Annotated in this window: 12 protein-coding genes; 6 read left to right on the forward strand and 6 right to left on the reverse strand. The window is 72.3% G+C overall.

Annotation, left to right across the window (positions count from 1 at the left end; all coding sequences use genetic code 11):
• The coding region (locus tag QWU11_RS45690; protein ID WP_290120876.1) for a hypothetical protein at positions 1 to 348 on the reverse strand (348 nt) is incomplete at its 3' end.
• Here QWU11_RS45690 and QWU11_RS45695 point away from each other — a divergent pair.
• Together QWU11_RS45695 and QWU11_RS45700 are read left to right on the forward strand one after the other, a co-directional pair.
• On the forward strand, positions 295 to 9,303 hold the full coding sequence (locus QWU11_RS45695; RefSeq protein WP_290120877.1) for an ADP-ribosyltransferase domain-containing protein: 9,009 nt from the start codon (positions 295 to 297) through the stop codon (positions 9,301 to 9,303). The two genes, QWU11_RS45690 and QWU11_RS45695, sit on opposite strands and share 54 nt — an antisense overlap.
• Positions 9,296 to 9,586 (forward strand): hypothetical protein, encoded by a 291-nt coding sequence (locus QWU11_RS45700; RefSeq protein WP_290120878.1) that lies wholly within the window; start codon positions 9,296 to 9,298, stop codon positions 9,584 to 9,586. The genes QWU11_RS45695 and QWU11_RS45700 overlap by 8 nt, the downstream gene beginning before the upstream one ends.
• Before the next feature lie 3 nt (positions 9,587 to 9,589).
• Here the strand turns inward: QWU11_RS45700 and QWU11_RS45705 are convergent, their stop codons facing one another.
• Entirely contained in the window at positions 9,590 to 10,315 is a 726-nt protein-coding gene (locus QWU11_RS45705; RefSeq protein WP_290120879.1) for a hypothetical protein, read from the reverse strand.
• A 281-nt stretch (positions 10,316 to 10,596) separates the two neighbouring features.
• Here QWU11_RS45705 and QWU11_RS45710 point away from each other — a divergent pair, with 281 nt between their 5' ends.
• Complete coding sequence (locus tag QWU11_RS45710) at positions 10,597 to 12,651, forward strand: WD40 repeat domain-containing protein (RefSeq protein WP_290120905.1); 2,055 nt, start codon at positions 10,597 to 10,599, stop codon at positions 12,649 to 12,651.
• Here QWU11_RS45710 and QWU11_RS45715 read toward each other — a convergent pair.
• Positions 12,648 to 14,768, reverse strand: a complete 2,121-nt coding sequence (locus QWU11_RS45715; RefSeq protein WP_290120880.1) for a WD40 repeat domain-containing protein — start codon at positions 14,766 to 14,768, stop codon at positions 12,648 to 12,650. The two genes, QWU11_RS45710 and QWU11_RS45715, sit on opposite strands and share 4 nt — an antisense overlap.
• Before the next feature lie 138 nt (positions 14,769 to 14,906).
• On the opposite strand from QWU11_RS45715, the gene QWU11_RS45720 reads away from it, so the two are divergent.
• Genes QWU11_RS45720 through QWU11_RS45730 form a run of 3 tightly spaced genes read left to right on the forward strand, consistent with a single transcriptional unit; the run spans position 14,907 to position 16,680 of the window.
• The gene (locus tag QWU11_RS45720; protein ID WP_290120881.1) at positions 14,907 to 15,509 is read left to right on the forward strand and encodes a hypothetical protein; all 603 of its coding nucleotides are present in this window, start codon (positions 14,907 to 14,909) and stop codon (positions 15,507 to 15,509) included.
• Positions 15,506 to 16,090 (forward strand): hypothetical protein, encoded by a 585-nt coding sequence (locus tag QWU11_RS45725; protein ID WP_290120882.1) that lies wholly within the window; start codon positions 15,506 to 15,508, stop codon positions 16,088 to 16,090. The genes QWU11_RS45720 and QWU11_RS45725 overlap by 4 nt, the downstream gene beginning before the upstream one ends.
• On the forward strand, positions 16,087 to 16,680 hold the full coding sequence (locus QWU11_RS45730) for a hypothetical protein (RefSeq protein WP_290120883.1): 594 nt from the start codon (positions 16,087 to 16,089) through the stop codon (positions 16,678 to 16,680). The genes QWU11_RS45725 and QWU11_RS45730 overlap by 4 nt, the downstream gene beginning before the upstream one ends.
• Here QWU11_RS45730 and QWU11_RS45735 read toward each other — a convergent pair.
• The 3 genes from QWU11_RS45735 to QWU11_RS45745 form a co-directional block, all read right to left on the reverse strand.
• Positions 16,592 to 17,848, reverse strand: a complete 1,257-nt coding sequence (locus tag QWU11_RS45735; protein ID WP_290120884.1) for a hypothetical protein — start codon at positions 17,846 to 17,848, stop codon at positions 16,592 to 16,594. The genes QWU11_RS45730 and QWU11_RS45735 overlap by 89 nt on opposite strands.
• Before the next feature lie 123 nt (positions 17,849 to 17,971).
• Complete coding sequence (locus QWU11_RS45740) at positions 17,972 to 18,280, reverse strand: DUF1416 domain-containing protein (protein ID WP_290120885.1); 309 nt, start codon at positions 18,278 to 18,280, stop codon at positions 17,972 to 17,974.
• Positions 18,277 to 19,116 carry a sulfurtransferase gene (locus QWU11_RS45745; RefSeq protein WP_290120886.1) on the reverse strand — a complete coding sequence of 280 codons (840 nt, stop codon included), beginning with the start codon at positions 19,114 to 19,116 and terminating at the stop codon, positions 18,277 to 18,279. Before QWU11_RS45745 ends, QWU11_RS45740 begins: the two co-directional genes overlap by 4 nt.
• Positions 19,117 to 19,136: the final 20 nt, after the last annotated feature.

Below are 19,136 nucleotides of genomic sequence, written 5' to 3' on the forward strand. Positions count from 1 at the left end.
GCCACGGGCCCGGCGGCACCGCCGGCCGAGGGCGGCCGCGGTTCCGCACCGGCGCAGCCGCGCCCCGAGCAGGCGGCGGACTCGCCGACCCCCCGCTCCGACCAGTCGAAAGGCACCCAGCCCGGGATCCGCGCGGACCAGGGCAACGCCGCGCCGCAGTCGGGCCGCGGCGGCGAACAGCCCGGTCACGGTGGCGAGCGGGTCGACCGCGGCGGCGAGCAGCCGGGCGGCGACGGCGCCTCCGTACGCGACGGCGCGGGACGGCCGTCCGGCGCCTCGGGGCGATCGCCCGACGTGGTGGTCGCGCCCGTCGACGTCGGCCGGGGTACGACGGGACACACGCAGCACGCCGAGGCTCCTCGCACCCTCGACCAGATCCGCCACGACTTCCGTGAGAGCTTCAGCGACCCGGCGTACCAGCGGTTCCTCGAGGACTTCGAGTACAAGCTGCGGCGGCTTCCCGCCGACTCCCCCTGGCACGAGGTCTACCGGCGAATCCCCGAAGAGCTCCTCGCCGCCGTGCACTCCTACACCGGCGGCTGGCACCGCGACATCAACCTGGCCCTGCGCGAGGGACCGGGCCGGCTGCTGTCGGAGAACGCCGCCCACATCGACGCGCTCCGCTCCGCGCTGGACGAACTGCCGGCGTACGAGGGCGTGACCCATCGCGGCGCCGACCTGACCCCCGAGCAGCTCGCCCGGTACAAGCCGGGCGAGGTCGTACGGGAGCCGGCCTTCACCAGCACCTCCGCCGGCCTGCACAGCAGGCTGCCGGGCAACACGCACTTCGTCGTCCTGTCCCGCACCGGCCGGGAGATCGGCCCCCTGCTCAGCCAGGCCGGACACGAACGCGAGATCATCTTCCGGCCCGACACGGAGTTCAAGGTGCTCGGCGTCGAGCGGAAGGGCGGCCAGAACCTCGTCTACCTCAGCGAGGCCGGCGGTCCGACCCCCGGTGTCAGGGGGGAGTCCTCCAAGCCGTTCCGCGTCCTCACCGAACAGGGGCTGTCCGGTGACGGCTACGCCGCCCCTGGACACTGGGGCAGGCACGGAGCCGCCGGTGGCCTGATCAGGCACATCGACGGCACCGGCACGGACCGCTACCTGCTGGCGCAGAACGGGCCGGCGATGCGGTCGAACGTCGGCAAGTGGCAGCTCCCCGGGGGTGCCCTCAACAGCCGGGAGCGGCCCCCCGAGGGTTTCGCCCGGGAGACGACCGAGGAGATCGGGGTCGGGCAGGACTTCCTGGACGCGTTGTCTCTCCAGGGCTTCCACCGGACGGAGGGTCCCAACGGGTGGGCGTACACGGCCATGGCGATCGACTCCCCCACAATGGTCGAGCCCAGGGTCGACGGCGCCGAGACCAGCGCGGCGAAGTGGTTCACGCGCGACGAGCTGGCGGAGATGGCGAGGAACGGCGATCTGCTTCCCGCGCTCGCCGACAGCCTCCCCCAGGTGATCGACCTGTTCCACGGGCACGGCGCGTCCCCGGACGCCGCGACGGCGTCACAGCCCGCGCGGATGGACGGCTACGTCCAGATCGGCGACCAGCGCGGCACCAATCCCGGCGGAACGTTCGTCGACCCGGACGGGGTCAGGTGGTACGTCAAGGCTCCTGCGTCGGACCTGCACGCCAAGAACGAGGTACTGGCCAACGAGCTGTACCGGCTGGCCGGCGTACCGGTGCCCGAGGTCAGGCTGGTCGACCTGAACGGTCATTTCGGCGACAAGCACCTGGGCGTCCAATCCAGGATCATCGACGGCGTCAGTGATCTGCCGCCCCGGCTGGACGATCCGGCGTATCTCGCCAAGCTCCATGACCATTTCGTGGCCACCGCCTGGCTGGCCGACCGCGACGTCGTCGGGCGGAACTTCGAGAATGTGATCACGGTTGGGGACGACCCCGTGCCGGCCGATGCCGGCGGGGCGCTGTTGTACAAGGCCATGGGTGATCCCAAAGGGGACGGTTTCACCGACCACGTCGGCGAGATCGACTCCATGCGCGACCCCTCGGTGAACCCCCACGCCGCCAAGGTCTTCGAGGGCGTCACCGATGCCCACCTCAAGTCGGGCGTCTCCAAGATCATGTCGGTCAACGACCGCGTGATACGCGAGGCGGTCGACCGCATGGACCTCCCCCCTCACGAGGCGGCGCTTCTCAAGGACCGGCTGATCGCCCGGCGGCAGGATCTGATCGACCGGTTCGGGTGGCCGGACCCGCCGGACGTCTCCTCCCACCGTCCAGCACCGGGCCACCGGGCTCCGATGCTCGATGTCCTCGCGGGCGAGCATTCCGCCGCCCATGACGCCGCCCATGCCGCGTCGGCCGCGCACGAAGCCGGCCTGCGGCATCTCGGCCTGGACGACCTCGGCCCGGACTTCCACAGCACGCCCGAGGACCGGCAGGCGATCCGGGACCACTTCGGCGAAGAGCGGTTCGAGGAGCTGAAGCACGACCTGTGGCGGACGCAGGCCCGGCTCGACGCGGGGCACCCTCATGGCCGCCCGGACGTCGGCTGGGACCCCATCCTCCGCCGCATCCCGATCGAGGACCAGGTCGCGCTGCACTACTACACGACCAGCGAGGAGCTGAACGGCGCGATGCGCACGGGCGACCTCGCCGCCCTCGAGCACTTCGCCCCCGTGATCAAGGGCATGGTCTCGGCCCTCAACGAGATGCCGCAGCACAGCGGGCTGGTCTTCCGCCGGATCTACCTCGAGCCGCACCAGCTCCACCACCTCGACGTGTACCGGCCGGGGACGGTCCTCCGCGAGCCCTCGTTCATCAGCTCCTCCGACGACCCGAAGCTCAAGGTCGGCGGGAACATCGAGTACGTCATCGAGTCCCGGACCGGCCGGATCGTCGCCCCGCACCTGCACGCACGGCCGCAGGAACGTGAGGTGATCTTCACTCCGGACCGCCACTTCCTCGTCCTCGACTCCGAGGAGATCCCCGGCGGCAAACGGGTCTACCTGCGCGAGCTCGTCAACGTGGAGGAGCCGCTGCCCCGCACGCTCCGCGAGGCCGACCCGCTGCCGGAGACCTTCTTCAACCTCCACCCCGGGTCCCAGCACGGCGCCCCCGCCCCGACGTCGCACATCGCGGACGTGCTCAACGGCAGGCACGACGATCCACCGCCCGCGGCCGGGGTCTCCCACGGTCAGCCGGACGCGCCGGGGTATGACGTCACCCGCGAGCTCGCCGGCCGGCACGGCGCGGAGACCGTCGAGGCGGCGACCGCGAACGTCCACCGCCATGCGGATGGCCCCTGGCAGGGCGCCTACCAGCGGATCCCCACCGAGGACCTCGTCTCCTCCCGGCTGTTCGCCCAGTCCGACCACCGGCCGATCAACGAGGCGCTGTACGGAGGCCACGAGGACGCGCTGGCCCCGTACACCGAGCAGGTCCGTACGCACGACACGGTGCTGGAGCGGATGCCCACGTACGAGGGGCCGGTGCACCGGGTCGTCGACCTCGACCCGGCGCGGCAGGCGCGGTACCGGCCGGGCGAGGTGGTCCGCGAGGCCGGATACGTCATCGCCTCGGGCAACCCGCACGAGCAGTTCCACGGCAACACCGAGTTCGTGATCGAGTCGCGGACCGGACGGCTCGTCGGCCCCGCGATCACCGAGCACGTCCTCGACCATGAGGTGCACTTCCGTCGCGACACCCCCTTCGAGGTCACCCACGTCGAGGACCGGCCGGACGGTGGGCGCACCATCCATCTGCGCGAGGTGGACGGCACCGCCGGGACGCCCGTCTCCGAGGGAACACACGCCGAACACCCGCCACAGGCGCGGCCGGTCGCGGCAGGCGCTGCGCACGAGGTGCACCACGTCCGCAGCACCGATCTGAACCCCGACACCCGTACGCCGCTGCTGCCCACACACGACGCCGCGGCACTCGGTGTACTCCGTGGTGAGCACTCGAACACGCTCGCCGAGGGCGAGGCGCTGCACGCCTCCCAGTGGGCCCATCTCCGCGGCTCCGCGGAGGCCGCCCCGCTCACCCGCGAGCACGCGTTCGAGAGCGCCTCGACGGTCGAGGTGCGGCGGCTCAGCGTGACCAGCACGGACCATCCCGTACGAACCGTCACCGAGTTCACGCTCAAGCTCCGTTTCCAGGCCGACCCGTCGATGACGCCGCACGACGTCATGCGCGCGCAGTCGAACATCCTCGACGCCGCCGACCTGGGCTTCAACCACCAGCACCGGATGCCCGACGGCTCCCAGCCCCACCTGCGCGTCGAGTTCGAAGAGGTGCCGCCACCGGCGGGAGACGACGTCGTACGGCTGCTGCCGGGCAACGGCACGCTGCCCGGCGAACGGCCCGGCATGCTCCGGCTGTACGCCGACATGGATCCGGTCGTCGTCGTCCACGAGCTGGGTCACCACCTCGGCCTGGAGCATGAGTACATCGACGGCAGCGCCGGCGCCGAGACGCTCACCGCGCCCGGGGTGGCCCGCGACGCCAGCGCGATGGGCAGCGGCCGCCGCTTCTGGGCGGACCACGACCTCGTCATCGACCACAACGGCAACGCCGTGCCCGGTCTCGCCGGCCTCCGCGACCGGCACTTCGTCGCGCTGCACGACGCCGCCGCCCACGCCACCGGGGAGGCACGCGGGGAGGCGCGTCCGGCGGTGCCCGCCGAGCACGCGGCGCCACGCGGCAACCCGGACATCTCGCGCAACCTGCCGGACCACGTACGTGACCTGGCCGGCCGTACGCACGAGGACGGCCGACCGGTGTTCCCGCCGGAGGGCCGGGACCCGATCGAGCACGCGATGCTGCTCGACCGGATGGACGCCCTGTTCGGCGACGACGTCCCGCCGGGTGAGATGACGCTCGGCCACCTGCGCTACACCGAGGCGCTCACGGACGCCGCCCGGCGGCTGTACGAGACCGCGCCCGACTTCTCGTTCCGCACCGCCGACCTGCGCGGACTGCGACATCTCGCGGACGTTCTCGGGGCGGCCCCGGACGGTGCCCTCCCCCATGCCGAGGTCCTGCACGACCTCGCCCGCGACGCGCTCGGCCTGGATCCGGCGCCGCACGACGTCGAGGGACTGACCTGGCTCGCCGAGCACCTGCGGGACATGGGCGGCCGGCGCGCGCTCGAGCCGCCCCACGAGGCCCTGCGCCGGGCGGCGGCGGACCGGCTCGGCACCCTGCCGAGCGCGGAGGCGACCCTCCGCGCGGTCCACGAGATCGTCGAGGAGGAGCGAAACGCGGCGCGCGACCCGTACGCCGCCCACCAGCACTCGGCGGACCAGCGGCACTTCCCGCCGGCCGATGACGAGCCCGCCGACGCCCGGCCCTACGACAGCGACGCCATCGAGACGTTCCGGCGGGAGCTTCTCGACATCGTGCGCGTCGAGGCACAGCGTCAGGGAAGGTCAGAGCCCGAGGTGCTGCAGCAGTTCGTCATCCAGCGCGCGCTGGCCCGCATCTTCGAGGCCGACCCCCACGACTGGATGCTGAAGGGCGGGCAGTCGATGCTCGCCCGCTACCCCGACGCCCGGCCCAGCTCCGACATCGACCTCGTCCGCCTGTCGGGCAGCACGGACCCGGACCACATGGCGTCGACCTACAAGGCGGCGCTCGGCCGGGACTTCGGCGACCACCTGCGTTTCGTCGAGCACTCCAGAACCGAGCTCCGCAATGAGGGGGTCCGGGTCGAGCACCTCGTCCTGCTCGGCGACAAGGAGGTCATGCGCCTCAGCGTCGACCTCGCCACGGAACGCTCACGGGGGATGTGGAAGGAACCGGACGTCATTCCGTTCCCGGACCACGTCAACGAGCCCGACCACATCGCGCACCTGCCCGAGCTGCGGGCCATCTCCCTGCAGGACACGCTCGCGCACAAGGTCGCCGGGATGTACGCCCACGGCCGGCGGGACGCCGAGACCAAGTGCGTCAACTGTGAGTACACCGGCGAGGGACGTTACGCCTGCGCGGCCGGCGACCTGCCGTACCGCGTCCAGGACCTGGCGGACGTCCTTCTCATGGCGCTCAACACGCGCTGGGACGGCCCCGACACGTACGCGATGCTCCACGAGGAGATGGCCTGGCGGCTCGAGCAGGGCGAACCCCAGCTGATCCCGGACCGGTTCGAGGTGCCCAACCCCGACTGGCATTCGAAGTTCGAGCAGCTCGCGCTCTCCACGCCGAGGCAGCCGCTGCAGTCACTGCGTGACGCCATCCCCCTGGCCCACGCGTTCCTCGACCCGCTTCTGGGCCCCGAGCCGCCCCGCGGCCACTGGGACCCGCACCGGCTCCGGTGGGTCGATCCGGGCGAGCCGCCGCACATGGACACCGGGCACGCGGACCAGCCGGTCCACGTCCCGGCCCCGCATCCGCGGCCGGCACCCGACACACCGGGCGTACGGCGGGTCGAGGCCACCGGGCACGGCGAGCCCTCGACGCACTACGCCGAGCAGGCGATGATCGACAAGTGGGACGGCCTGGCCGCCCACGACGGTCGGCCGCACAGCCTGGACGCCCAGCTCGCCGAGCTCAAGGCGCGGACGGACCTGCCGATCGAGGCCAAGCTGCAGTTCGTGCAGCGGCAAATCATGGCCGAGGCGGGGTACGAGCTGACCCCCGTGCACAGCATGGACAGCAAGAACCTGCGGATCTACGCCTACCAGAGCGGTGAGATCTACAGCCACGTCACGGCGCTCATGGTGGACCCGGGGACGACGATCGAGATCGCCTACCGGCCCCACCGTACGTGGAACACCTTCCGCTGGGAGGCCCACCAGAACCACGTCGCGTACCTGGACCGGCCGCCGCGCGGCGTCACGGCCGTCCAGGCCAACGCCGTCGCGATGTGGCGCAGCTCCAAGGGCCTGCCGACCCACGGCATCGACCACGCCGAGATCACCGGCGACCTCATCGACATCCACGCCCAGCCGCTCAGGGACGCCCTGGGCCTGCGCGACAAGCTGATCGACTACGGCGTCGACCCGAGCCGGATCAGGCTGGCCCACGCCGACGCCAGCCAGGGCCACCACTACAGCGAGACCCGGTGGACGCGTTCCCACCTGCACGCCCTGGACGCCATCCGGAGCGCTCCGGAAGAGGCGCGGCAGGCCATGGTCGACGCGATGCGCGGCCGGGACGAGACGGCCGCCACCGCTCGTGAGGCCCGCGCCCAGGACGTGATCGACCGCCTCCACGAGGCGAACGCGCGCCCCGGCGACCGGACCGGGGACGGCGCTCCCGCGGCGCGCAAGAAGTACGCGCTCCTGTGGATCCGCGACACGCGGAACCAGCCCGTGGGCGGGCGGCACGGCCCGCACCTGGACACGCGCCCGGAGATCGTGCGGCAGACCATCGAGACGCTGCGCGCGAACGACCCCGACCGGCGGATCGTCCTGCTGGGCGACGACCTGTTCGCGCGCCGCCCCGAGCTCCGCGAGCAGTGGGACGACGAAGGGGTGCTCGACGGCGTCGACGCCCACACGCTCGTGAAGTTCTGGGATGCCGCGCGGAACGGCGGGACGCCGCTGAGCCTCGGCGAGCAGGGCCTGTTCTTCCACCGGTTGAACGCCGAGTCCGACATCGTGCAGATCGGCGTCGAGAGCGGGGCGCTCGAACTGCCCGCAATGCTGGGCGTGCCGACGGTGTACTTCGAGGCTCGCGAGCACGACGGCAACAAGGGCAACCGCTGGCAGCTCTACTGGCAGCCATGGGAGTACGGCCGTACCGAGACGCTCATCGGCGGGGACGGCAACCCGGTCTTCGACGCCTCCGCCCGGCCGGTCTCGGCGTTCCGCGGCACGGGCGACACGCGTCCCGCGCCGCTCTCCCAGATGAAGCGGGTGCTGTTCGGACCCGACCTGCCCGACCCGACCAACCGGCGTTCGCGCCCCGTGGCCGTCTATGACCTGGCGAAGGTCGGCGTGACCGCGGACCGCATCAACCGCCTGGTCAGCACCGGTGAGATCGACGGCTGGCCGAAGCGGCTCGGCCGCAGCGCCGGAATGGACGCCAGCAAGTGGAGCGCCTGGACCGAGCGCGACTGGGCCAAGAGCCGGTACTTCGCCGAACAGCTCCACCACTGGGTGCGCAGCGACGCGGCCACGCCGGAGGAGGCCGGCCGGAAGTGGCAGGCCATCCGCCTCACGCTCGACGGCGTGCTGGAGCCGGACTTCCATCTCGACTATGAGTACGACGGCGTCGCGGTCACGCACCCGTACTTCCTGTTGCACACCGACCCCTACCTGAATCCCCCCGACCTGGCGAAGATCTCCGAGGCGTACGGCGCCGCGCCGCACGAGCGCCGCGACTTCGTCGCACAGACGCTGAAGGGGCTCTTCGACACCCCCGAGTTCCGTCAACGGGTGGTGGAGGACCTACGGCGCTTCAGGCTCGAGCCGCACGAGATCGACGACCTGCGCGAGGCCATCGCGGAGGTGGTCGCGCCACAGGCCCCGGACCACAACATCAGGCCGTACACCCCGCCGGACGCCCACGGAACGGGGCTCGCCGACGCCGCCGGGCACCCGCCGTACGCGGACCGGCTGGACACGCCGGTCGCCGGCGGGCATCCGACCGCCCGCGAGGTGCTGGACGGGTTCGACCCGCACCGGGCCGGCGAGCTGCCGGACATGTCCGCGGGCGAGGCCGCCGACCACATCCGGGCGCACGCCGCCGACCGCCCGTGGCTCGCCGACGCCCTGGGCCACGACCCGGCCGTGCAGCGGGTCTACGCGGTGGTCGACCAGGCCAAGGGGCACATCCTCGAACGTCATGGCCCCTTCGCCGACGAGGCGCTGCTCGAGCGTCGCGTCACCCACCTGGAGGATCCGGCCCAGCTCGACCCGGCCGACCGCGCGCGGGCGGTCGACGCGTTCGCCGACCGCGTCCACCGCTGCCCCGACACCGCGACGGCGATCACGGACCCGGTGGCCTTCGCCGCCGCCTACGCACGTGCCGTCGAGCATCCGGACGTACGACGCGCGCTGGACGCTCCCTACGACCCGGACTCACGGCCGGGCCGGGTGTCCATCCCGCTGAGCGACCTGCTCGGCCCCGACGGTCACCTCTACTGCGCCGGGTTCCGGCTGGAGCCGGTCGACGGCAGCCTGCAGACCGCCTGGGACAACCGGGCCGCGTGGGTGAACGCCCACCGCGAGGGCCGCGTCCCGGACGTGCCCGAGCCCGTCGCCACGCCGGTCTCGACCTTCCGGTTCGCCACCGTGGAGTTCTTCTTCACCGCGAACGCCGAGGGGAACGGGTACGAGATCACCACGATGTTCGTCGAGCCCGGACCGCGGGAGGTGACCGATGCCTGAGCGGTACGCCACGCTGTTCGGGGTGACCGGCACCTACTGCCACCCGGAGGCCGACGAGGAGGCGTACGGCGCCCTGCGCCGGCTCGCGGGGCGCGCGAACGACGCACCGATGGCGCTTTTCAAGGAGGAGCTGCGCCGGGCTCTCACGCATCCGGAGGAAGTGCCGGAGGAGGCGCTTTACCGTGAGGTGCAGTACGGCGACGGCGGCGCGGCGGAGTTTCTCCGGCGGCTATGGCGTGATCTTTATCCGGAAGAACCGACTCCCACGCCAGAAAAGAGATGAACGCTACGCGTTCCACCGAATTCTTCCGACGATTTCCGCGGCGATTTCCAGGCCGAGTTCGTCGTCGGATTTCGCGTCGTCCAGCGCCGGAGCGACTTTATGCCGCACCTGGGCGACCTCGTCGGGGAGCACCAGTGCCGCATAATCTCTCAGGTTGCGCGGCGAGAGCGATCGGGGCTCGACGTCCGGCAGAAAGTAGTGCACGAATTCCGGGCCGGTCGCCGGGAAGCCGTACCGCTCCGCCACCGCGGCCAGGTCCGCGTGGATCGCGCGCAGGCCGACGAGGTCCTGCTGGACGGCCGAGGTGAGCGCCCGCTGCACCTCCGCGTGCTCGGCGAAGTCGGCCAGGATGTCGAGGATCGTCCGGTGAGGCGTCGTCACGGGGACGCCTCGTACGGACATCACCTCGTCCTCACGCAGGGACGACACGTGAATCGTCGTGGCGCGGGGCGCGACGCGGCCGGCCGGCGCGGTGAAGACGATCGAGCGGCCCACGCCCGTGAGGCCGTGCAGCTGCCCGGCCGACCGGTGGGACAGGACCGCGTCGCGTTCGGGCCGCGCCGGGCGCTCCCACCGGAAGAGGTCCGGCGCGATCGCCAGCCAGGCGGCGTAGGGAAAGGCGTGCATCGGGCCGAGCGGGCTGCCGACGAGCTGATGAACGCCCCAGTCCAATTCGGTGACGAGAGCGGCCTGCCCAAGATGCGCGAGAGCCTGCTCATCGACGCCCATCTTTTTCGCCTGCGCCGACGTAATGAGGCCCTGTTGCCGAGAGGCCTCGAGCGACAGCCTGTAAAACTGCTCTTCCCACATATCCCCTCCGTTGAGAAAGTCAACGTGAGCTACAGCAGCGGCGATTCCACTGGTATGGTTGGCAGGTCAGGCAGCGATCCGACCCACGAATTGACGCTTGAATGATAAAGGAAGTGTATCCCATGCCAGGCTCGCACAATGCCGGCGCTCCGGGGACGCCACGAATTCATTACGCCCCGGACGACGATTCGGCGTTGACCGTGTGGGCGGACGGCGGCGCGCACCTGGAGACTGACGCGCGCGCCTGGACCGCGCGGGTGGAGACCGCCGTGTGGGACCGCCTGACGAGCGCGCTGGAGGCGCCCCCGGCCGAGGAGTGGCCGGACGCGTCGTTCTCGGTGACCCGGGAGACCGCCGCGTCCCTCACCGTCCTCGACGCCCTCGTACGCCAGGTGAGCGGAGGCGCGATCCGGTCGACCCCGAACGCTCTGCCGTGGGTGACGCACGAGACCGTCACGGAGGGCCCGGAGCCGGAGGCCGCCACCGACGGCGCCGCGGCCTTCGGGACCGTACGCGGACGGCCCGGCTACGTACTGGCGGAGGCGGACCGGACGTTCGCCGTCTTCGGCGTGCCGGGCGGCGAGCCACTGGGCCGCTCGACCACCGCGGGCCGGCCGGCGCACGCGATCGCGCTGGGCCGGGTGGGCGCGCGCGAGGTGCTCGCCGCCGGCGGGGACGACGGTGTGATCAGGGCCTGGGACGTCGGCACCGGCAGCGAGATCCACGCACGGGGCGGCCCGGTGGGCCCGATCCGCGCGGTGGCGACCGGCGCGCGCGACGTGGCCTTCGCCGTCGGCTCCGACGGTCACGTGTGGATCTGGCGCACCGGCGACGGCGCGGAGCTGGGCGCCATCACGGGCTGGGAGGGCGCCTTCAACGACGTCTGTTCCGCCCGGGTCGCCGACCTCGACCTCGTCGCGGCGGGCGGGGACGACGGCGTCGTCCGGGTGTGGAACGTCGGCGATGGCACCAGCGTCCGCTCCCTCCGCGGCCACGCCGGATGGGTCGCGTCCGTCGCGATGCTCGGCCTCGGCGACCAGGGCCTGGTGGCCTCCGCCGGCGCCGACCGGACCGTACGCGTGTGGGACCTGGCGACCGGCGACGAGCTGCAGGCCCTCACCGGCCACACCACGGGGGTGACCGGGCTGGCGTTCGTCGTCCTGGCCGGGCGCCCCGCCGTGGTGTCCTGCGCGCTGGACGGCTCTGTACGGGCCTGGGACGTGACGACCGGAACCCCTCTTTACTCGGCGCCCGCCGGCGACTGGCCGGCCGCCCTCGTGACCGCGCCGGTCGACGGCCGCACCGTGGTCGTCCACACCGCCGACGGCGCCGTGTGCGTACGGGACGCGGCCACCGGCTCGGTTCTGCGCACACTGAATTCCGCCGGTCCGGGAGCGTGCGCGGTCGCCGTTGCTCGCGTCGAGGACCGCTCCGTCGTCGCCGTCGGGCACCAGGACGGTGCCGTCCGGCTCTGGGACGCCGCCGACGGCACGCCGCTCCAGGCCCTGGAGACCGGCGACGGCGCGATCATCTCGGTGGCGTTCGGCACCGCCCAGGGCCATCCGGTGCTGGTCTGCGGCACCGACACCGGCGCCGTGCGGATTCACGACGCGGTCACCGGTGCCGAGACACAGGCCCTGACCCCGCACACGGACGAGATCGTCGCCCTGGACCTGGCCTCGGAGGGCTCGGGCGGCATCCTGGTGTCCGCCGGTGCCGACCGCACCGTACGCACCTGGGACGCCCTCACGGGCGTGCCGCTGCGGCGGCTGCACGGGCACGACGGGGAGATCACGGCCGCGGCGGCGGGGCGACACGTGATCGCCTCCGCCGGCGCCGACGGCACCGTGCGCACGTGGGAGCCGGTGACCGGCCGCCCGCTGCTGACGCTGCGCGGCCCGGCGTCGCCGGCGTGCAGGCTCCTTTTCACCGCGCTCGGCGACCGCACTCTGCTCGCCGCCGGACACCGCGACGGCACGGTGACGGTCTGGGACGCGGGTACGGGCGAGCCGCTCGTCACCCTGCCCGGCGCCGGCGCCGGGGTCCGCGCCCTGCACGCCCACGCGGCCGGCGAGGAGACCAGGGTGCTCGAGGTGGGCTACGACGACGGCACCGTGCACGGCCGGCGCCTGCCGGACGGCGAGACCCTCCACGAGACGACCCTGCCCGACCCCCCGCTGGCGATCTCCTCCGCGCCCCCCGACACCCTCTACGTCGCCGGCGCGAGCGGACTGACCGAGCTGACCGTGTCCTAGACGGGCTCCGGTCCCTGGTCTCCGGCCACCCACGGGCGGCCCTCGGAGAACGACACCGCCAGTGGCGTCTGGGCGACCTTGGCCTCGTCGGTGAGCTCGCCCTCCGGCAGGCGCCACACGCGTACGGTGCCGTCCTCGGTGGCGACCGCCAGGGAGTTCCCCTCGAAGCGCATCGCGCGGACCGGGCCGTCGTTGCCCGGCAGGAGCGCGACCTGGGCGCCGGTGGCGGGCTCCCAGACCCGTACGACGCCGTCGTAGCTCGCCGAGGCCAGCAGGCCCTCGCCGAACGCCAGCGCGAACACCGGATGGGTGTGGCCGTGGATCGCCAGCAGTGGCCCGCCGGTCGCGGCGTCCCACGTGCGCACCACCCGGTCGTAGCCGGCGGAGGCGATCACCACACGCTCGCCCGTACGGCCCGTCGCCACCGCCGTGACGCCCGCGAGGTGGCCGCGCAGCCGGGCCAGCGGCGCGCCGGACGGCGCGTCCCAGGTGCGCACGGCGCCGTCCGCGCCGCCGGAGACGAGGAGGTCGCCGTCGAGCGCCAGGGCGAGCACCGGCGCGGTGTGCGGGGTCAGGACCTGGAGTTCGCGGCCGTCGCCGACGTCGTGGACCCGTACGGTGCCGTCGTCCGTGCCGGAGATGAGCCCGCCGGGCCCGAACGCGACCGAGGTGACCGCGCCGTCCGTGCCGGGGATCGTCCGGGCGAGCGTCCCGTCGTTCCAGACGCGCAGCGAGCCGTCCTTGTGGCCCGCGGCGACGACCCAGCGGCCGCCGGCCGTGGTCGTGGCCACACCGGTGGGTACCGACCCCGAGGTCAGCGTGGCGATCGGCGCGCCGCTGACGGCCTCCCACAGCCGCACGGAGCCGTCCTCTCCGGCGGTGACGACGGCCGGTCCCTCGCCCGTGCGGACGAAGGCGACGTCGGTGAGCCAGCCGCTGTCCGCCGGCCGGACGGCCAGCGGCTCGCCGGTCGCCGCGTCCCAGGTGCGTACGGTGCCGTCAAGCGAGCACGAGGCGACCAGCCCGCCGGGCGACAGCGCCACGCCGGTGACGCTGCCGGTGTGCCCGGTCAGGGCGTGGCGTTCGCCTCCCCCGACCGGGTCCCACAGTCGTACGACCCGGTCCGCGCCACCGGAGGCCACGGTGTCGCCGGTCAGGGCGACGGCGTTGACCCAGCCGGTGTGGCCGCGCAGCGTGGTCGCGGGTCCTCCCTCGGCGTCCCAGAGGCGGACGTTCCCATCGTCGCCGCCGGCGCAGATGAGGTCGCGGTCGCCGACGCGGGCGTGGCGGACGCTCGTGAGCGCGCCGTCGTACACCGAGCGCGCCCCGAGGTCGGCGGCGTCTCCCCCGGCCCACAGGCGCACCTCGCCGCCGGCCGCCGCGAGCACGAGTGCCCGCCCGCCGGCCTCGGCCGCCGCCACCCCGGCGACCGGGGCGCCCGGCCCCGTCCTGGCGTGCAGCACCTCACCCGTACGCGCGTCGCGTACGCGGATCACCCGGTCGTCGCCGGCCGTGGCGAGCAGGTCGCGGCCGAGGGCCGCCGCGCGGGCCGGCGTACGGCCGGGGATCGCGGCGCCCAGCGGCGTACGGTCCGGGAGCGCGAAGATCCGTACCTCGTCCCCCACGACGACGGCGGCGGGACGGCCCTCGACCGTGCCGAACGCCGCCGCGCCCGACTCGACGCTCGCGGGCTCGGCCACTTCGGCCTCCCGCGCGCGGTCGTGCACGAGGTCGGGAAGCTCGTCGGCGGTGGACCGGAGCGCTCCGCCGCCGACCTGACGGACGAGCGCGTCGAGGACGCGGAAGACCGCGCCGAGCGCGGGGTCGTCCCAGCCGAAGGACAGGGCTCCGAGAGGTTCGACGGTCAGCTCGCGGAGCGGGTCGCCCGGCGGCACCGGCGCGGGCTCGATCGCCGGGAAGCCGGATCGCTCCAGGTCATCGGCCAGCCGGGACCACACCGCCCGCTCGATCCGCGCCGTCCAGACCCGGAGGCCGGTCACGCCCCGGTGTTCGAGCCGGGCGCCGCCGTCCGGCCCCACCGTTAGCGCGAAGCGGCCCAGCGGGCCCGCGGCGGCTCCCGACCGGTAGGCGATCTGAACGGCGCCTGCAGCGGCCATGCGGTCGCACTCCCCCAAGTGGTGATGGCGTGGTCCGGTCGTCATAGTACGGCGAGCGCCGGCCGGGCATCCCGCGATGGCGCCCGCAACAGGTCTTATCTCCATCGAAGCGGCGGATCGCCCGTTACGATCGTGCCCGTGGCCGAAGCTCCCCCCTCTCACGCGGCATCCCGGCGCAGGCCGAAGGTGCTGCTCGTGATCGTGGCGGGCCTCGTCGTCCTGACCGCGGTCACGTGGGCCGCGGGCGGGCTGAAGGCGCAGCCGAACGGGCCGGTCGCCGCCAAGCCGGGAAGCATCGTAGGCCAGGGCCTGTTCGACGTCCAGATCATGGACGCGCGCGCCGGCCAGATGAAGATCAACACCTTCGACACGCCCGCGAACCTCCTGGTCGTACGGATGCGCGTCACGAACCTCGGCGACAAGTCCTTCGGCATCTCCTCCTTCATGAGCGGCGTCTCCGCCGAGCCTCAGCACGGAAAGTACGTCGCGCCCGACTGGATCCGCTCGCAGGGCTACGCCGGCAGCGCCGTCGTCAGCACGATCCACCCGCGGCTGCCGGTCGTGGTCCAGCTCGTGTGGGTGCTCGGGAACTCCGCCGCGCCGCGTACGGCGACCGTGGCCCTGCGCACGTGGGAGTACGGCCAGAGCTTCACCACGGACGAGTACTACTGGAGCGTGACGAAGCAGTCGCCGGTCAAGGCCGAGGTGGCCGTTCCGGTACGCCTGGGGGCGACGTCGTGAGCGTGGGACGGAAGGTCGTCGCCGGCGTGCTGACCGCGGGCCTGATGGCGCTGGCGATGTGGCTGTACACCTTCAAGCCGCACATCGAGGCCGGGGAGCAGAATCCGATCACCAGCAGCGGCCGCCTCGGTTCGGTCGTCGACAACCGCGTCTTCAGCGTCAAGGTCGACCGGGTCGACGTGGCGCGCTCACTCACCAAGGCGTCGTCGTTCTCTGGGCCCGAGGTCACGCCGAGCATCGGCCTCTTCCTGATCGTGCACGCGAACATCAAGAGCAACCACAAGCCGTTCCAGCCCGGTCACGTCCGGCTCGTCACCGGAGGCGGCCTGTCCTACGACGAGAGCGGCCGGGCCGCGCTGCCGAGCACCACCGACGACTACCAGCCGATGCTGTGGGCGCCCGCGACGTACATCTTCGAGCTCCCCAGGGACCGCCTCGCCGGCGCGCGGCTGATCATCGGCGAGTCGGCCTTCCTCAACCAGCTCAGCGCGGAGACCTCGATCGACCTGGGCATGAGCGGTGACCGGGCGGCACAGCTCAGCACTCATCCGGCCACGACGTACACCCTGAAGACGCCATGAGCCACGACCCGATGGAATGGACCGTACGGGACCCTCTCGAGGAGACCGTGCCGGACCCGGTCGTGCGCAGGCGGCGGATGAGCGACGGCCGGCGCCGCGCGATCGAGCTGATCGCCGTGGTCGTGCTCGTCCCCTCGCTGCTCGCCGCCGAGTGGGTCGACAACCGGCACCAGTCGCGGGGCTACCAGACGCACGAGCGGGTCACCGTCGTCCCCCGGGGCGGCACCGGCACGCTCGGGCACATCCGGCTACGCCTGCTCGGCCGCGACGCGACGGGCTCGCCGAAGAGCGACATCGCCGGCGCGGTGGCCGTCAAGCTCGTCGTCCAGGCCAGGCCGCTCGACGCCACGGCGGTCAAGGGCGTCGGCACGCTCGGCTTCACGGTGCGCGACCAGGCCGGGCACGTCTGGTCGGCGTTCGGGTCGACGGACCGGGACAACGCGCCCGCCGTCGGCGCGGTGGCCCAGGTGACCGTCACCGCCGACGTGCCGGCGCACCTGGTCAGCTCGGTCGTGCTGGAGGCGCGACCCGGGGGGCTGGTGGCGTCGAGAGGTGCGGCGCCGACGCAGGTTCTGAGGTTCGCCCACTGACCCGTGCCACGACGAGGTCGAACGCCGCGGCCATCAGGCACACGCGCAGTATCTGGTGGACCAGGTCGATGCCGAAGCCGATGGTGTCGAGCCGGATCATCCACCAGTCGATGGGGTGCGGGCCGAGCAGGACGTACGCGCCGCGCTGGGCGAGCGGCGCCAGGTCGTCCAGGCCGGTGAACAGCACGCAGAACACCGCGAAGGGCAGCAGTCCGGCGCGGACCACCATGCGGAAGCCGTAGAAGGTCGGCAGCCACTTGTCGCGCCACTCACGGGTGATGACCTCCCACGGCGTGTGCGGGCGGTCGAGGCCGCTGGCCGACCGCAGCCGCCGCCCGACCCTACCCTCGCCGAACGCGGTCTCCTCGTCGGCGTCGACCCCGAGGACGACACCCGCGATCACGAGCCAGACCAGGCTGCCGAGCACGGCCTCCTTGAACGAGGGCCACAGGAGGTCGAACCAGCCGAACGCCGGGCCGGTGAGGTCGCCGAGCCAGCTCCAGAAGACCCGGTTCGTCAGCCAGTCCGTGAACGAGCCACGGGCCTTGTTCACCGTGAAGAGGCCGAAGAGGGTCCAGTTGACCTCGCAGAACGCGACCGCGATGCCGCCGGCGCGCGACCACTTCGGCTCCATCCAGCGCTCGGCGAGGAACTTCAGCGCAAGGAACCCGGCGGTGATCGCGATCGCGACGTAGACATGGTCGCCGAGCGCGATGATCGACTTCATCGCGTCGAGCTGGCCGCTGATGCCGCCCTGGGCGTTGCCCCGGCCCGCCGCGCTCTGCTCGAAGGCCTTGGCGTCGTCGGTGAACCAGTTCCAGGCCAGGTAGAAGATCATGAACGGCAGCAGCGCGCGGGTGAGGGCGTCGAGGATGCCCTCCTCTTCGGCCGCCGCCCACGAGGTCAGGGACTCGTTGAGCTCGCGCTTCTTCACCGCGGGCAGGCCGTCCTTGACGCTGTGCAGCATCGCCACGGTGACGCCGAGCGAGACCATCACGATCAGGCCGATCACGAGGATCGGCACGGTCACGTGGTGCAGGCCGAAGTGGTATCCCCCGAGGAACAGCAGGTAGCGCAGCGCCTGGCCGATCGTGAACCAGAGCATGAGCGGCACCGCGAACCGCCCGGCCAGCCGGAGCGTGGTCCACGGCAACGTCACGGGGGACAAACGGAGCACAGTACGCGATCGTAACGGCTCACCGCCCTGGCCGTGGCGCTACGGACGGGCTGCCCGTACAGCGCGGATCCCGCCGCCCCGTCAGCGGGACGGCGGGATCCGGTGGTGCCTTCGTCAGAGCGCGACCTTGACGTTGGCGATCTCGCCGGTCTGGGCCGTCACGTTGGAGTCGATGCTGACCCCGCCGGGCGCGAGGACGCGTACGGTCCAGTCACCCGGTGCGGCGAAGAAGCGGAAGATGCCCTCGTCGCTGGTCACGACCTCGCCGGTGAACTCACCGGTCGAGTCGAGCAGCCGTGCGTACGCGCCGGGCACGACGGTGCCTCCGCGTTCGACGGTGCCCTGGATGACCGCCTCGTTGGCCAGGTCCACCGTGGCGGGCAGGCTCGCCGTCTGAGCCGGAGCCCCGCAGCCGTCCGTCATTTCGCCTCCCCAAGCTCGATCGGCACGCCGACGAGCGATCCGTACTCGGTCCATGATCCGTCGTAGTTCTTCACGTCCGGCAGGCCCAGCAGCTCGTGCAGGGCGAACCAGGTGTGCGATGAACGCTCGCCGATGCGGCAGTAGGCGATCGTCGCCTTCGACAGGTCAACGCCCGCCTCTTCGTAAAGCTTCCGCAGCTCCTCGTCGGAGCGGAACGTGCCGTCGTCGTTGGCCGCCTTGGACCAGGGGATGTTGCGGGCGGTCGGGATGTGACCGCCGCGCTGCGCCTGCTCCTGCGGCAGGTGCGCCGGCGCGAGCAGCTTGCCGGAGAACTCGTCGGGCGAGCGGACGTCGACGAGGTTCTTGTTGCTGATCGCCTCGACGACCTCCTCGCGGAAGGCGCGGATCGAGGAGTCCTGCTCCGTGGCGGAGTAGGAGGTCTTCGGCCGGGACGGGACGTCCTCGACCAGGTCGCGGGAGTCCAGCTCCCACTTCTTGCGGCCGCCGTCCAGCAGCTTGACGTTCTGGTGGCCGTAGAGGCGGAAGTACCAGTACGCGTAGGCGGCGAACCAGTTGTTGTTGCCGCCGTAGAGGACGACGAGGTCGTCGTTGGCGATGCCCTTCTCGGAGAGAAGGGTCTCAAAGCCGGTCTTGTCCACGAAGTCGCGGCGTACCGGGTCCTGCAGCTCGGTCTTCCAGTCGACGCGGACGGCGCCACGGATGTGGCCCTTCTCGTACGCGCTGGTGTCCTCGTCTACCTCGACGAGGACGATGCCGGGGTCATCGAGGTGCGCCTGCACCCAGTCGGCGTCGACCAGGACGTCGGAGCGGCTCATGCTGTTGTCCTCCCAGTTGG

The organism is Actinomadura sp. DC4 (assembly GCF_030406325.1).
GTDB lineage: Bacteria > Actinomycetota > Actinomycetes > Streptosporangiales > Streptosporangiaceae > Actinoallomurus.